This window comes from Paenimyroides ummariense (assembly GCF_900115115.1).
Classification (GTDB): domain Bacteria; phylum Bacteroidota; class Bacteroidia; order Flavobacteriales; family Flavobacteriaceae; genus Flavobacterium; species Flavobacterium ummariense.
In genome coordinates, this window is sequence record NZ_FOVI01000007.1 from 118761 (window position 1) to 135887 (window position 17127).

Consider the following 17127-nt stretch of genomic DNA (forward strand, 5'->3'; position numbering starts at 1 on the left):
TAAAAATTTAAGAGCCTTTCATTTTTGAAAGGCTTTTTTTATATCTTTAAGGCTTAAAATATTTTTAAAGCTGAACTAATGAAGAAAATATTACTGTCAATCGCTTTTTTAGGGTTGTTAACAACAAATAGTTTCGCACAACGCAATCATAGAAATCTAATCGAAACCGGAATTAAGGTTGGTGGAAACATGTCTAGATTAACAGGCGGTAACACTCAAGATTTTAAACCGGGAGTGCAGATTGGCGGAACAATTGAAGTTCCTCTGTCATTCTATAAAAAATTTGCTGTTCAGGCAGAACTTCAATATTCCGTTCAAGGATATAAAGGTGCCGAATACGACCAGTTAGATATCGTAACAGGAAAAGCAATAGAAACTAAGAAATTAGAAGATGTTACAATGCATTATATGTATTTGCCAATTACCTTTAAGTATTATGCAAGTAAGAATTTTTCAATTGAATTCGGGGGACAAGTAGGTTATATGTTAGATGCAAAAGGACAGTTTGATGCTAATAAATACAACACGGCTCGTGAATACTTATACCTTACCGATCCACGTTATACAGCTTCATTTTCACAATTAGACCAAGCTTTGTTTGAAGCAGGTTACCGCAGTAAAGATCCTGATGATTTTTATGAAAAATTAGATTACGGTATTACCGGTGGTTTCACATACTACATGCAAAGTGGTGTGTTCTTAAATTTCCGTTATTATATGGGATTACAAGACGTTTATAAAAAGGATAATGATTACCGTAAATTTACCATTCCTGATGCTGGTGTAGAATTACAGCGCGAAATAGATTATATGAACAACAACTTAAAGTTCGCACCATTAACAAATACGTCGGTTCAGCTTTCTGTAGGATATAAATTCTAATTTGGCACACTTTTGGTATAGTACTTTTAAAAATAGAAGTATTATGAAAAAAGTAATTTTAGCAGCATTTGTATTGGGTACATGTACAGCTGCATTAGCACAGCAACAGCTTAAATTTGGTCCGAAAGCAGGGGTTAACTTTGCTAATTTATCGGGAGTTGACAACGCCGAAATGAAGACCGGTTTTCACGTAGGTGCCGTTGCCGAAATTAAATTCAACGAAAAATTTTCAATCCAACCCGAAGTTGTTTATTCGGCTCAAGGTGCAAAAGCTAACATAGGTAATATACAAGGTAAAGCAAATCTTGACTATATTAATGTTCCTATTTTAGCCAAGTATTATATAGTTGATGGATTTTCTGTTGAAGCAGGACCACAGATTGGATTTTTAGCTAAAGCTGAAGGTAAAGGAACCGTAGATAATGTTTCGGTAACAAATGATATCAAAGATAATTTTAAATCTACCGATTTTGGTTTAGGATTTGGTTTGGCTTACGATTTACCTGTTGGTGTGTTTGTAAATGCGCGCTACAATTTGGGATTGTCTGATATCAGAAACAACACCAGTTCGGGCGATGCTATTAAAAATAACGTGATACAAGTTGGTATCGGTTATAAATTTGATTAGTAATTTAGAATATAGTATTTTTAGACCACCATTTAATGGTGGTTTTTTTATGGATAATTATATTGAACAGTTTACTTATTATTTAAAGTTAGAACGTGGCGTGGCAGAAAATACGTTGGTAAATTATCTGTACGATTTGGAGAAACTGCAACAGTTTTTAGGATCTGATGTGGATATGTTGCATGTTGAAGAAACCGATATTAGAAATTTCATCTATTTCATTGCCGATTTTCTGGCGCCATCTACTCAAGCACGTATTCTTTCTAGTTTAAATCACTTCTATAATTTTTTAATCCTACAAAATGTAATAGAAAATAATCCGGTTACATTTATAGAATTACCCCGCCAAACCCGTAAATTGCCCGTGGTTCTTTCGGTTGATGAAATTGACTTGTTGCAAAGTTCAATAAATTTTGATAAAGATGAAGGTCTTAGAAACGATGCAATTATCGAAACAATGTATTCTTGCGGTTTGCGTGTATCTGAAGTAATCGGCATAAAACTGTCTGATCTGTATTTTGATGAAGGTTTCATTAAGGTTATGGGGAAAGGATCCAAACAGCGTTTTGTTCCAATAGCATCTTCTGCCGTGAAAAAAATCAACAACTATATAAAAGAAAGTCGTTCACATTTAAAAATCAAACCAGAAGCCGAAGACATATTGTTTTTGAACCGACGTGGTGCACAACTAACCCGGGCAATGATTTTTACCATATTAAAAGATCTTACCAAAATTGCCGGACTTACAAAAAATGTTAGTCCGCATACGTTGCGACATTCATTTGCCACACATTTGCTTGAAAACGGAGCCGATCTGCGTTCTATTCAATTGATGTTGGGGCACGAATCTATCACAACCACCGAGGTTTATCTTCATTTAGATAAACAAAAGCTAAAGCAGGAAGTAGAAAAATTCCACCCTTGGAACAATAAGTAGCTTATAAAATATGATACGTTTTTGTGTTTTTAACCTCTTTAATCACAAACATACTGTGTGTACTTTGAACTTCTTCCATAGTAGTAAGTTTCGATAACATAAACTCGCGGTACGCCTCCATATCCTGCACACCAATCTTTAAAATATAATCGTATTCGCCGCTTACGTGAAAACATTCCAGCACTTCGCGAATCTGATCTACCTTCTTTTCAAAACGTAAAATGGCGTCTTTAGAATGCGATTTTATCTTAACATGCGCAATTGCCATAAAACTTCTGTTGATCTTTTCCTTATTAATAATAGCAACATAATCGGTTATAATATTTTGCTTCTCTAACTTTTTTATACGTTCGTAAACGGCTGTTGTAGAAAGATCTAACTGGTCGGCAAGCTCTTTTGTGGTTTGTTTGCAGTTTTGCTGCAACATTTCAATAAGCTTATAGTCGGTTGTATCTAATTTCATACTTTTGTTTTTTAATTGATATTTTAAATTATCAGATTAATTATAATCAAATATAAACAATTTACAGATTTATTTTCTAATAAATCATATTTTTTTTGATGATATAAAAGCGACTGCTTATTTTTAATTATTAATCAGTTATACTTTATAAACATGTTTAAACCAGCCGATAAAATTCAAGATTTACAGTTTTTTGGAGAATTTGGTGGCGTAAATCCATCTATTTCAGACTCTTCAACCTATACCTTTCTTTCTGCCAAAAGTATGTTCGATACTTTTGAAGGAAATACCGACGGATGCTACTTATACAGCCGTCACAGTTCACCGTCAAACCTATATTTAAGTGCCGCGTTGGCGCAGTTAGAAAATACCGAAGCTGCAAATGTAACGGCATCGGGTATGGGGGCAATTACAGCAACGTTGATGCAGTTGTGTAAGCAAAACGACCATATCATTGCAAGCCGAACTATTTATGGTGGAACGTATGCGTTTCTAAAGAATTTTTTACCGCAGTTTGGTGTTCAGATTGATTTTGTTGATATTACCGATTTAAACAAAATACAGACCCTTATAAAACCCAACACCAAAGTTATTTATTTGGAAACGGTAAGCAATCCGTTGTTAGAAGTGGCAGATATTCCGGCTATTTCCAAAATAGGTAAGTCAAAAAATATAAAGGTAGTGGTAGATAATACTTTTTCGCCTTTAAGTGTTACACCAGCAAATTTGGGTGCCGATGTTGTGATTCATAGTTTAACAAAATACATCAACGGCAGTAGCGATACAGTTGGTGGAGTTGTTTGCGGTAGTAGTGAATTTATCAACGATCTTAAAAATGTAAACGACGGTGCTTGTATGCTTTTAGGACCAACTATGGATAGTTTTAGATCTGCAAGTATCCTAAAAAATATGCGTACGTTGCATTTACGAATGAAACAGCATAGTGAAAATGCTTTATATCTTGCTGAAAGGTTTAATGAAATCGGAATTAAAACAGTGTATCCGGGTTTAAAAAATCATCCGTCGCACGAAGTTTTTAAATCTATGTATAACAGCGAATTTGGTTTTGGTGGAATGTTAACTATTGATGTTGGATCGCTTGAAAAAGCCAATGCGGTTATGGAATTAATGCAAGAACGAAACATTGGATATTTAGCAGTTAGTTTAGGTTTTTACAAAACATTGTTCAGCGCACCGGGAACTTCCACATCATCTGAAATCCCAGCCGATGAACAAAAAGAAATGGGACTTTCTGATGGATTAATCCGTTTTTCAATAGGTTTAGATAACGATATCAAACGAACTTTTGAACAAATGAAAGATTGCTTAAAAGAATTGAATGTACTATAAATAAAAAACCGCTTCCAAAAGGAAGCGGTTTTTTATTTTGCATCTCAACATTTAACAAACATCTTTCTTCTAAATCTTAAATAATTCGTTATTTTATAGGTAAATGCAAATAATAAACTTGCAAAATACTTTCTTTTACAATTATTTATAAATATTTTTGTTAGGAAAAGAAAAAAAAATTGAGTTTGAAAAAGAAGATTTGGAAAGTAGTTAAATACATTTTAATTACCATAGCCTCTTTATTGGTAATCATTCTGGCAGCAATCTATTCGTTGCAGTTTCCTGCTGTGCAAAATTTTGTGAAAGACAAGTTGGTTACTTATCTTGAAAACAAGATCAAAACAAAGGTTGCTTTAGACCGTATCTACGTTCATTTTCCCAACAAAATAGAAATAGAAAACCTTTTTCTGCAAGGGCAGGATGTGGATACACTTTTGTATGTACATCATTTGAACATCGGCTTAAATCTTCCGAAATTATTAGATAATACGGCACAATTTACTTCGGTTGAATTGGACGGATTAAATGCCAACGTAATCAAACGTGCCGACAGTACCTTTAATTTCGATTATATAATTGATGCTTTTGCAACGAAAGATGAAGAAAAAGACGACAGCAAACCGTTTGTGATTGATCTGGATAAGATTCATTTGCAAAGTCTGAATGTTTCGTATCAAGATGTCAATAGCAAAAATGATATCGCTCTTAAGCTGACCAACCTGAAAACGATTGTGAAAACCTTTGATTTGGAAACCAACGATTATGCGGTTGATTATATTGATGCCAACGGATTAAAACTGACTTTTAACCAGGGACTGTTGCAGGAAGTGGCAGAAAATGTGGAAGAAACGGTAGATTCCCTTTCGCAGACCGATCCATTGAAAATTGGCATCAACCGTTTAAACCTTCAAGATTTTGATGTATTGTACGATGATGAAAATTCGGAAACCCGTGCAAAAATTGTTTTTAAGGAATTGAGTTCTAAAATTGGTAAGTTGGATCTTCCAAATTCCGATTTCAATATAAAATCATTAAAATTCAAAGACGCTTTTGTCGATGTATTGTTAACGCCCGATTCAAAAGCGTCGCAGGCAGTAAATGCAGAAACGGCTAAAGATTCGGTTGTACCAGCTTCAGATCCGTTAAAATTGCTGTTACAGTCGGCAGATTTAGATAACGTAAATATTGTGTACAACAATGGTAAAGGCGAAAACACAACCAAGAGTTTTAATGCCAACCATTTAAACCTTCAAAAACTAAACGGTAAACTTTCAAACGTGCAGTTGGTCGGAACGAATGTTTCGGGCGAAGTAAAAGATGTTGCCCTTATTGAAAACAGCGGTTTTGTGCTGGAAGAATTATCAACCAAATTCAAATATGCCGAAACCGAAACTTTTCTGGATGATCTAACCCTGAAAACTCCGCAGACCTTTTTACAACGCAGTTTAAAATTACAGTATAAATCTGTTGATGATCTATCGAACAATTTAGGAAATGTAGCTATCGAAGCCAATCTGCCCCAAAATAAAATTGGCTTTAAAGATATTTTGTGGCTGGCGCCGAACTTAAAAAATACGGTTCCGTTCAACAAATATCCAAATGCGGTGCTTAAACTCTCTGCAAATGTAAAGGGTATTGTGAACGATCTTTTGGTGCAGGAATTCAAGTTAAGCGGTCTGGGGAACTTAAACGTAAATGCTGTGGGTACGATTAAAAATGCGTTGGATACCGATAATTTATGGATGAACCTTAAAATAAACGATCTAACGGCGAACAAACAATTAATTACGGCATTAGCTCCTAAAAACAGCATTCCGAATACTATTGAAATTCCGCAAAATCTATTGCTTTCAGGTAGATTAAAAGGAAGTTTAAACGATATTTATGCCGATATGGGCATACAGACGTCTTTTGGTAATGCTAAAGTTACAGGTACGTTCAACCAGAAAGTAAAAAATGCCGAACGTTATGATTTAAACGCCTCGCTTGCAGCTTTCAATGTAGGCAAATTGCTTAAAAATAAAGAGTTGGGCGTAGTTACTGCCAATGCAAAAGTTAAAGGCACGGGATTTAATTTCGAAAACAACAATTCCGAAGTAGATGCATTTGTTACGCAGGCAGATTTTAAAGGATATTCGTACCGCGGCATTGCCTTGAAAGGTGCGTTGAATAACGGAAATTATAATGTTACGTTGAATTCTGACGATGAAAACGCCAAACTGAATATCGTTGCAAGCGGAGTTTACAATGCCGATGCGCCTACAGTGAAGACAGAAGGAACGGTGTACAAGGTAGATTTAAACAAACTAGGGTTTTATGCTATCCCAATGGCATTGGCAGGAAGGCTTAATGCCGACTTTTCGTCGCTTAATCCTGATGCTTTAAACGGCGAACTGCTTTTACAGGATTTTGTGTTGTCAGACGGCGAAGAAATTTACCCGATCAGCGAAATCAGCATGAAAGCGGTTAGCAACGATACCATTAACAGCATTGATCTAACTTCGCAGATTGTAGATGCATCCATCACCGGAAAATATAAATTAACCGAAATTAGTACATCACTTCTTAACACGGTAAATCAATATTATCAGTTTCAAAAACAGTCGGCACAACCGGTTGCCATTACGCCGTCGCAGTATTTCGATTTTCGCGGGAAGATCAAAAACGATGACCTGATCCGTAAATTCGTGCCCGAATTAAAATCGTTCCAAACCATTAATCTGTATGGTGCCTACAATGCCGATACCCGAAAAATTACCTTATACGGTAGCCTGCCGCAATTGGAATACGGCGCTTATAAACTCAACGACATCAAACTTTCGGCGGGTAACGATGAAGAAAGTCTGAACTATGCTTTAACGTTGAATCAGTTGGATAGCGAACAGTTCCGATTGGCAAATATTGTGTTGGATGGTTTTGTGAAGAACGATGTGATCGATTACAATTTGTTGGTTAAAAACGAAGCAGACGAAGTGCAGTACAAAATTGCCGGAAATGTAGCTACTGCTAATGATTTGATCGATTTAAGCTTGAAACAAGACGGTTTGGTATTGAATTACGATACTTGGACGGTATCTGCAGATAACAAACTAACGGTGCATCCTACGGGAATTGTGGCGCAAAACCTGCAATTAAGCAATAGTGGAAGTTCTATTTTGGTAGATTCTGAAACAGACGAACCAACGTCGCCTTTAAACATTAAATTCCAAGATTTTGAAATAGAATCGCTTACCGAGATTGTTCGTAAAGATTCTTTATTGGCACAAGGAACAATTAATGGCGAAGCGCAGATACGTGACTTAACCAATGATTTGCGATTGACTGCCGATTTAAACGTGAAAGATTTAAAGGTATTTGGCAACGCTATTGGAACAATTGATGCGCAGGTTGCAAACGAATCGGCAAGTTTGTATAATGCCGATGTAAAGTTAAGCGGCTTTGACAACAACATGACGCTTAAGGGAAGTTATGATACCGCTGCGGGAAGTTTTAATGCCGATGTAAATATTCAGGCACTGCAAATGACCAGCATTCAGGGCTTTTCTATGAATCAGTTGCGCGATGCCAAAGGATTTATATCGGGCAATTTAAAGGTTTCGGGTACAACAAAAGATCCGAATATTATTGGAGTATTAAAGTTTAACGATGCCGGTTTCGGCGTAACGCAGTTGAATAGTACTTTTCAGAATATGAACGATGAAATTGCGTTTACACAGCGCGGTATCGAATTTAATTCGTTTAAAATTAATGATACCGACGGAAATGCCTTAACCATTAACGGAGCGGTTTTAACCAAGACCTATCAAGATTTTAACTTTGGTTTGAACATTACGGCGCGCGATTTTAAAGTGGTAAATTCAACCAAAACCAATAACCAGATTCTATACGGTGTTATGGCAATTAATGCCAATATCGGGGTGAAAGGCGATTTGAATCTACCAAAAATCGATGGTACAATTACCGTAACCGATAAAACCGATTTTACATTCGTATTGCCGCAATCAAGTCCGGCGTTGCAAGAACGTGAAGGAATTATCGAGTTCGTAGATCAGGATCAATTGGCGTTGGAAGATACCTTAGAAGATCCGCAGGATGAATTAGATGAAACCTTAAAAGGATTGGATGTAAACTTAAACATCGAACTAAATAAAGATGCCAAACTTTCGATCATTATCGATAAAACAAACGGAGATTTCATAAAACTTCAGGGTGAAGCGCAGTTAACCGGCGGTATCGATCCATCTGGTAAAACAACCCTTGTTGGTAGATATGAAGTGAACGAAGGTGCGTATGAAATGTCGGTTAGTCTGCTAAAACGCCGTTTCGAAATTCAAGAAGGAAGTTCTATTGTATGGACAGGCGAACCAACCAAGGCAAATGTAGATATTACGGCAGTTTACAAAACAAAAGCGGCTCCGCTTGATTTGGTGCAGCAGCAATTACAGGCAAGTGAACAGGCAAATCTTTTTAAACAACGTATTCCGTTCAATACCTACCTTAAAATGTCAGGTGAACTTTTAAAACCAATCCTTACGTTTGATATTGAGATCGATGGAAACAATCCGGGTGTTTCAACAGATGTAACTACGCTGGTAGAATCAAAATTGGATCAGCTACGAACCGAACAGTCCGAAATGAACAAACAGGTTTTTGCCTTATTGTTGTTGAACCGATTCATTGGCGAAAATCCGTTCCAAAGTAGCACCGGAATGTCTGCCGAAACCGTGGCACGCCAAAGTGTAAGCCGTATGTTGTCTGAACAATTGAACAATTTGGCAGCCGATCTGGTAGAAGGTGTTGAATTGAATTTTGATTTGGAATCCTCTGATGATTACACCACCGGAACACGCGAAAACAGAACCGATCTAAATGTGAATGTTTCTAAAACCTTGTTGAACGATCGTTTAAAAGTAAGTGTAGGAAGTAATTTCGGATTAGAAGGAACAGAACGTCAGAACGAGGAAATGACCAACATTGCCGGCGATTTGCAAATAGAATACTTATTGTCTAAAGACGGCAGATACATGCTGAAAGCCTATCGTAAAAACGAATATCAGGTAGCATTGCAGGGTCAGATCATAGAAACAGGCGTTGGTTTTGTAATTACCTTAGATTATAACGAATTTAGAGATTTACTGCGCCGCCGCAAACGTAACAGAGAATTTAGAAGAACACAAAGAGCCATACAAAATGAACAGACTACCACAACAACTAAATAAAGCGTTTTTTGCCGCAACAGCACTGTTTTTGGTAGGTTGCAGCAATACAAAATTTGTTCCCCAAGGCGATTACCTGTACACGGGAGCATCGGTAAATATCATCAGCGATTCATTGAGTAAATCAAAAAAGAACGAACTTAAAAAAGAGTTGGAAGGATCGCTTACGCCAAAACCAAACAGCACATTTTTAGGTTTGCGTCCAAAACTTTGGGTCTATAACAGGGTAAGTGAACCTAAAAAAGAAAGCGGATTCAAGTATTGGTTAAAGTATAAAGTAGGCGAAAAGCCGGTGTATTTAAGTGATGTGGATATTCCGTTTAATTTGGATTTAATCGAAAATACCGGTGAGAACAGAGGCTATTTCAATATTACTGCCAGTTACGATACGCTGCCTAAAAACAAAAGGGTAAAAATAAAATATAATGTGTCGCCACGAACGCAGTATCTCATCAATAAGGTTACATTTCCGGCAGACAGCACCGTTTTATCAAAAGAAATCAATAAAACGGTAGCAAAAACAATGCTAAAAGTTAATGAACCTTTTAATTTAGATGTCATCAAGGCAGAACGCGAACGAATTGATGCTACGTTAAAAGAAAACGGTTTTTATTATTTCGATCCCGATAATCTGATCATTCAGGTTGACAGTACCGAGGTTAGGCACAAGGTAGATTTGAATGTAAAGATTAAGAACAATACGCCTGAACTGGCACGTAAGCAGTTTACTATCGATAAAATTTATATTTTTTCTGATTACAACCTGCGTAATACCAGAAACAGAAGGAGATTGGTACGTGCCGATGTAGATACCCTTTTGTGGAAGGAAAACAGTTATATTATCGATCCAAAGGAAAAATTCCGTCCGCAGATTTACGACCGTGCATTGTATTTTAAATCGGGCGATTTGTACAACAGATCCAACCACAATCTTACCTTAAGCAGGCTGATTAATCTGGGAACGTTCAAGTTTGTAAAAAACCAGTTTGTATTGTCTGATTCGCTGGCAAATAAGTTCGATGCCTATTATTACCTTACACCGCACGAATTTAAATCGCTTCGTTTGGAAACTTTAGGTAAATCAAACTCGGCAAGTTATGTTGGGGGCGAAGTAAATTTCAATTGGCGTCATAGAAACTTTTTACGTGGAGCCGAACTTTTTACGGCAACTTTATATACTGCGATCGATTTTCAGGTGGGTGGTAATAGAGAATCCAATAATATTTACCGCGTAGGTAGTAAGTTCAGCCTAACCTGGCCGCGAATCATTGCGCCGTTTAAGTTTGAATCTTCAAGTGCTTTTGTTCCGCGTACAAGGGTAGAGTTGGGGTACGAATTCCAGAACCGTACGCAATTGTACACACTGCATAATTTCAATGCATCATTTGGATATTTATGGAAAGAAAACGCTCTGCGCGAACACGATTTAAAACTGTTGGAAGTTACTTACATTTCACCAGAAAAAATAACTGATAAGTATCGGGCAGATATGGAAGATCCAAATAATCCCAACGCACGAGCATTACAGCGTGTGGTAGAAAAACAGTTGATTTTTGGTCCGGTTTACAACTATACGTTTACAAATACCATGTTACCTAAAAAGCATACATTTTACTATAGAGGTTTGTTAGATTTATCTGCTAATTTAACAGGATTGATTTCGGGAGCAAATGCCGAAGAAGGCGATCAAAAAACTATTTTAGGTGTAGCGTATAGTCAATACATAAAAACCGAACACGACTTTAGGTATTATTTAAAACTCGATGAAACTTCACAGATCGCTTCAAGGTTTATTGGTGGTGTGGCATACCCGTACGGTAATTCGGTTTACATGCCGTTTGTAAAACAGTTTTTTGTGGGTGGTAGTAACAGTATCCGGGCGTTCCGTGCACGTACATTGGGTCCGGGAAGTTATGATCCGCGCACCTCTGCTTCGTCTTTTTTTCATGATCAGGCGGGTGATATCAAGCTGGAAGCGAACGTAGAATACCGAAAAAAACTGGTAAGCTTTTTAAACGTAGCTGCTTTTGTTGATGCCGGAAACGTTTGGTTGTTTAATGAGGAAGAAGGACGTCCGGGAGGAAAGTTTAGTAGTGATTTTCTTTCAGAAATTGCTGTCGGTGGCGGTTTGGGATTGCGTTTTGATTTTAACATCCTGATCCTTCGTTTAGATTTGTCTATTCCGTTCCGCATTCCGTATTACGAAAAAGGGGAGCGTTGGAGCTTCAACGAAATTGATTTTTCAAGCAAACAGTGGCGTCGCGATAATTTAATGTTGAATATCGCCATAGGGTATCCTTTTTAATAGGGGAAATGATGAATTTAAATGTTAAAACCAATAAACTCTTAAATACCGTAGATACGGGCAGTCTGTTCAAATTAAGTTAAAAATATATTTGTTAAAAAATTATTTTGTAACTTTCCAAAATCCTTATTTGACCTAATACGAATTATTAAGCTTAAGAATGAAAAAAATTTTAATAATAGAAGACGATGTATCTTTTTGTTTAATGATGAAAACATTCCTTACCAAAAAAGGTTTTGAAGTTTTTAATGCATTTTCATTTAAAGAAGCTACCGTTATTTTAAAAGACCAGCAGCTGGATCTTGTTTTAACCGACGTTCGTTTGCCCGATAGCGACGGTATTGAAATACTAAAACATATTAAAGAAGTAAATCCTGCCATTCAGGTGATTCTGATGACGGGTTATACCGATATTAAAACTGCGGTTAATGTTATGAAAATTGGTGCTTTTGATTACGTTTCAAAACCCATCAATTCAGACGAAATTCTGCACACTATTAATAAGGCACTTACCGAAGGCGGTAAAACGTCAACCGTTGTTAATACGTCTTCAGAAACCGATAAAAAAGAAACCCGTCCGGTAAAAAATGCCTACACGGGCAGTCATTTTATCAAAGGGAAAAGTGCAAAATCAAAAGAGCTGTACGATTTTATTAATGTGGTGGCGCCAACAAATATTTCGGTACTAATCATTGGCGATAGTGGTACGGGAAAAGAAAACATTGCTTATTCTATCCATAAATTAAGCAAACGCGAAAACATGCCTTATGTGGCGGTTGATTGCGGTGCGATACCTAAAGACTTGGCAGCGAGCGAGTTTTTCGGTCACGTTAAAGGATCGTTTACAGGTGCTGTTACCGATAAAATCGGTCATTTTGAAGCAGCAAACGGCGGAACGATTTTCTTGGACGAAGTAGGTAACTTAACCTACGATGTGCAGGTACAGTTGTTACGTGCCTTGCAAGAACGTAAGGTAAAACCGGTGGGAAGCAGTAAGGAAATCGATGTAGATATCCGTATTATTGCAGCAACTAACGAAGATTTACAGAAAGCAGTCCGCGAAGGTGATTTCCGTGAAGATTTATACCACAGATTAAACGAGTTTTCTATTCAGGCACCCCGTTTGAACGAACGTGGAAAAGATGTTTTGGAATTTGCTGAATTCTTTATAGCTCAATCCAATGCTGAATTAGAACGAAATGTAGAAGGATTATCTGATGAGGTAACCGAAGTTTTTTTAAGCTACGAATGGCCGGGTAACCTGCGTGAAATGCGCAACATTATCAAGCGTGCTGTACTTCTAAGCAGTTCAAACCTAATTGAAAAGAGCGTTCTTCCTGCGGAAATGTTTCAGCATAATGTATTAAAGAATGCAGATGTAGACACTGCTGTAATAGCATCATCAGATGGTTTTGCAGGTGCAAGCATGCAGCGCGAAGATTTAAAATTATATTCTTCTACCAACGAAGAGCAGTTGATCCGCGTAGCGTTAGAAAAAGCAAAATACAACAAAACAAAAGCAGCAAACATATTAGGGATTGACAGAAAAACCCTTTATAACAAGTTAAAGCTGTACGATATTGAGTTGTAAATAGTGTATGATAAATGATTAAAACGGGCTAATGCCCGTTTTTTGTGAAGTAGTTTTTCTAATTTTGGTAGAAAACAGCATATTGTAGATTTTTTAAAACAGAAAGGTATAATGATTTTCGTATTTAAATTTTTGATTTTCAGTTTTTTAAAATGATATTATTATGTTGGCTTGATGATTGAAATAATGAAATTCAACATTTAAAAAGTAAAATGAATAAACAATATAAAATTGCAGTCATTGGTTTAGGATATGTTGGTTTGCCATTGGCAGCGCTTTTTGCTTCAAAATATCCGGTAGTTGGTTACGATATTAATCAGAAAAGAATCGATGAATTGAAACAAGGGAGCGATGCAACATTAGAGGTTTCAGAAGAAGCTCTAAAAAATGTATTGCAGTCTGCAAACCCAATTGATAAAAATCAGACAGGATTGTATTTTACAACATCAGAAACCGATTTAAAAACTGCCAATTACTACATCATTACTGTTCCCACACCGGTAGATAAAAACAACAGTCCCGATCTTACACCACTAAAAACCGCATCAGAATTGGTAGGAAAGGTTTTGAAAAAAGGCGATGTTGTTGTTTACGAATCTACCGTATATCCTGGTGTTACAGAAGAAGAATGTGTTCCGGTAATAGAACGAGTTTCGGATTTAAAATTCAATACCGATTTTTTTGCTGGATATTCTCCGGAACGTGTAAATCCGGGAGATAAAGAACGTACCATAGAAAAAATCATGAAAGTTACCTCGGGTTCAACCCCTGAAACTGCTTTGGAAGTTGATGCTTTGTATCGATCGGTAATTCCTGCAGGTACCCATCTGGCTCCCTCCATTAAAGTTGCCGAAGCTGCAAAAGTCATCGAAAATTCACAGCGAGATATTAATATTGCTTTTGTGAACGAATTGGCAAAAATTTTTGCTTTAATGGGTATCGATACCAAAGCGGTATTGAAGGCAGCCGGAACAAAATGGAACTTTATGCCGTTTCAGCCCGGATTGGTTGGTGGTCACTGTATTGGGGTAGATCCGTTTTATTTGGCTCAAAAAGCGCAGCAAATTGGTTATTATTCAGAACTGATACTTTCTGCACGCAGGTTAAACGATTCAATGGGTTCTTTTGTGGCATCTGAAGTAATAAAGCTGATGATTCAAAGCGATCTTAAAATAAAGAATTCCTCTGTCTTGGTATTAGGTGTAACGTTTAAAGAAAACTGTCCCGATATGCGCAACTCAAAAGTGTGGGATGTAGTTGATGGATTGGTAGATTACGGTTGTAAAGTTGTGGTTTATGATCCATGGGTAGATTGGAACAAGCGCAGAATTCCTACAGGTGTAACAATAATTGAAAACTTAGAAACCAATACGTATGATGCAGCCGTGTTAGCAGTAGCGCATCAGCAATTTTTAGAATTAAACGTACGCAGCTACCTTAAAGCAGACGGAGTAATTTACGATGTAAAAGGCGCATTATTGGAAAATGTTGATGGCAGACTTTAAACTTTTAATAGTTATATGCTAGTAATTTAATAACGGACGATTGTCCGTTATTTTTTTATATCATAGCATCAGACACCCAGCATCAGACACCCAGCATCAGACACCCAACATCCAACATCCAACATCAAAAAAATCTTTCCAAATCCAAAAAAAAGCATTAAATTTCCACTCGGTCTTAAAAGTATAAAATCAAAGTAAGACCGCTATAAAACCAAAAGTTATGAAGATAGGAATTACATTCAGTGCATTCGATTTATTGCACGCAGGACATATAAAGATGCTGGAAGATGCAAAACGCCAGTGCGATTACCTTATTTGCGGATTACAGACCGATCCGACGTTGGACCGACCTGAAAAAAACCGACCAGTACAGAGTGTTGTGGAACGTTATATACAGTTAAAAGGCTGCAAACATGTAGATGAAATAGTGCCTTATGCCACAGAACAAGATTTGGAAGATATCTTACGTTCGTTTAAGATCGATATTAGAATCTTAGGGGAAGAATATAAAGATAAAAACTTCACTGGCAGAGCCTACTGCGAAGAAAAAGGCATAGAATTATACTATAATCAGCGCGATCATAGGTTTTCAAGTTCTGGTCTTCGCAAAACAGTAACAGAGAAAGAGATTATAAAACTGACTAAATAATAAAATAGTTAGTTATAGTCTTTAAACAAGTTGTGTTACATTTTTAATGATAAGCTAAAGTTGGCAATATCAAATAAACGATTAAACGCGCTTGTCTAGCTTTAGCGGATAACAGATTAACCGATTCAACGGTTAAGCATAAACATAATAAAAAAATGAAAAATATATTGGTAACAGGCGGTCTGGGTTACATAGGTTCACATACTGTGGTAGCTTTACAAAATGCCGGGTTTAATGTGTATATTATCGATGATCTTTCTAATTCGCAATTAGAAGTCTGGGAAAAAATAACGGGCATAACGGGTGTACAGCCTACATATTATAATATCGATCTAAAAGATTTTAATGCAGTAAGCGTGTTCTTTCAATCACATCCTATCGATGGTATCATCCACTTCGCTGCGTACAAAGCCGTGGGTGAATCGGTAGAAAAGCCATTAATGTATTACCGCAACAATTTAATGGGATTAATGAATATGTTGGAAGCAATGGAAGAAAATCAGGTAGATAACTTTATATTTTCTTCATCATGTACCGTTTATGGTCAGGCAGATAGTATGCCGATAAACGAAGCGACTCCATTAAAACGCCCGGAATCTCCGTATGGAAATACCAAAAAAATGGGTGAAGAAATCATTGAAGATTTTGTAAGCGCTACAGATAAAAAAGCCATTGCGCTAAGATATTTTAATCCGGTAGGGGCGCATGATTCAGCCGCAATTGGTGAAGTTCCAAACGGTATACCAAACAACCTTATTCCGTACGTTACCCAAACAGCTATGGGAATCAGAGAAAGTTTAGGAGTATTCGGTAACGATTACGAAACCCGTGATGGTACGGCAGTGCGTGATTATATCGATGTAAATGATCTGGCAGATGCACATGTAAAAGCAATACAGCGTTTGCTTGATAGTAAAAATAAATCGAATTTAGAATTTTTTAATTTGGGATCGGGAACAGGATCTACCGTATTGGAAATTGTAGATGCGTTTGAAAAAGCAAATAATTTAAAGATTAATTACGAAATTAAACCACGCAGGGCAGGTGATATCGTACAGGCGTATGCCGATTATTCTTTTGCAAAATCACAATTAAATTGGGAACCAATCACTTCATTGGAAACATCAATGCAAACTGCTTGGAAATTTCAACAGCAGCTGGATAATAAGTAAAAAAGAGAATCAAAAAATTGATTCTCTTTTTTATCACATTACTTAATACACTAGCCTCTAGTAAACGATACAACAATATAGTTTGTATTATTATAGGTAGCACATGCAAAATATGAAATATGGAATATGAAGTTCTATAGAATTGCAGATAGAAACAAAATATACCGATGCAACTGTTGTAGATAAAATCAGAATATCATTTGCTACAAGTTTGTGAAATTAGTCATTACGACTAATTTGCTCATATTAATTGGTACACAACAAGTATTAATCATATGAATGTATAAAATTCTATTATTAGAACTTTTATCTGGCATTACTGATGCTTATAATCAAAAGAGGCTGTCTAAAAAGGTCTTTGGTATAATCCCCGACATGTTTTTTGTCGGGGATTTTTTTTATTGTCCTCAAATTTTGTTAACTTGAGGT

11 protein-coding genes are annotated in these 17127 nt (G+C 36.6%); 10 read left to right on the forward strand and 1 reads right to left on the reverse strand.

Annotated features, from left to right (window positions below; genetic code table 11):
- Nucleotides 1-78: 78 nt before the first annotated feature.
- From BM253_RS07215 to xerD, 3 genes are read left to right on the forward strand one after another with little or no spacing between them, the layout of a single operon-like run.
- Complete coding sequence (locus tag BM253_RS07215) at nucleotides 79-882, forward strand: porin family protein (RefSeq protein ID WP_091521479.1); 804 nt, start codon at nucleotides 79-81, stop codon at nucleotides 880-882.
- A 43-nt stretch (nucleotides 883-925) separates the two neighbouring features.
- Nucleotides 926-1510, forward strand: coding sequence for a porin family protein (locus BM253_RS07220; protein ID WP_091521482.1), 585 nt, complete (start codon nucleotides 926-928; stop codon nucleotides 1508-1510).
- Nucleotides 1511-1559: 49 nt separating this feature from the next.
- Entirely contained in the window at nucleotides 1560-2447 is an 888-nt protein-coding gene (gene xerD / locus BM253_RS07225; RefSeq protein ID WP_091521485.1) for a site-specific tyrosine recombinase XerD, read from the forward strand.
- 1 nt (nucleotide 2448) lies between these two features.
- Here the strand turns inward: xerD and BM253_RS07230 are convergent, their stop codons facing one another.
- Nucleotides 2449-2910 carry an Lrp/AsnC family transcriptional regulator gene (locus BM253_RS07230; protein WP_091521487.1) on the reverse strand — a complete coding sequence of 154 codons (462 nt, stop codon included), beginning with the start codon at nucleotides 2908-2910 and terminating at the stop codon, nucleotides 2449-2451.
- A 147-nt stretch (nucleotides 2911-3057) separates the two neighbouring features.
- Between BM253_RS07230 and BM253_RS07235 the strand changes: the two genes are divergently transcribed.
- From BM253_RS07235 to galE, 7 genes are all read left to right on the forward strand, one after another.
- Nucleotides 3058-4260 carry an aminotransferase class I/II-fold pyridoxal phosphate-dependent enzyme gene (locus BM253_RS07235; protein ID WP_091521489.1) on the forward strand — a complete coding sequence of 401 codons (1203 nt, stop codon included), beginning with the start codon at nucleotides 3058-3060 and terminating at the stop codon, nucleotides 4258-4260.
- Between the two features lie 185 nt (nucleotides 4261-4445).
- On the forward strand, nucleotides 4446-9479 hold the full coding sequence (locus tag BM253_RS07240; RefSeq protein WP_245758468.1) for a translocation/assembly module TamB domain-containing protein: 5034 nt from the start codon (nucleotides 4446-4448) through the stop codon (nucleotides 9477-9479).
- On the forward strand, nucleotides 9451-11781 hold the full coding sequence (gene tamL / locus BM253_RS07245) for a translocation and assembly module lipoprotein TamL (protein ID WP_091521491.1): 2331 nt from the start codon (nucleotides 9451-9453) through the stop codon (nucleotides 11779-11781). Before BM253_RS07240 ends, tamL begins: the two co-directional genes overlap by 29 nt.
- Before the next feature lie 160 nt (nucleotides 11782-11941).
- Nucleotides 11942-13372: a sigma-54-dependent transcriptional regulator gene (locus BM253_RS07250; RefSeq protein ID WP_091521495.1), complete on the forward strand. Its 1431-nt coding sequence runs from the start codon at nucleotides 11942-11944 to the stop codon at nucleotides 13370-13372.
- 212 nt (nucleotides 13373-13584) lie between these two features.
- Nucleotides 13585-14877, forward strand: a complete 1293-nt coding sequence (locus tag BM253_RS07255; RefSeq protein WP_091521498.1) for a nucleotide sugar dehydrogenase — start codon at nucleotides 13585-13587, stop codon at nucleotides 14875-14877.
- A 220-nt stretch (nucleotides 14878-15097) separates the two neighbouring features.
- Nucleotides 15098-15526: an adenylyltransferase/cytidyltransferase family protein gene (locus BM253_RS07260; RefSeq protein WP_091521502.1), complete on the forward strand. Its 429-nt coding sequence runs from the start codon at nucleotides 15098-15100 to the stop codon at nucleotides 15524-15526.
- 155 nt (nucleotides 15527-15681) lie between these two features.
- Nucleotides 15682-16698, forward strand: coding sequence for a UDP-glucose 4-epimerase GalE (gene galE / locus BM253_RS07265; RefSeq protein WP_091521504.1), 1017 nt, complete (start codon nucleotides 15682-15684; stop codon nucleotides 16696-16698).
- The last annotated feature ends 429 nt before the right edge of the window (nucleotides 16699-17127 follow it).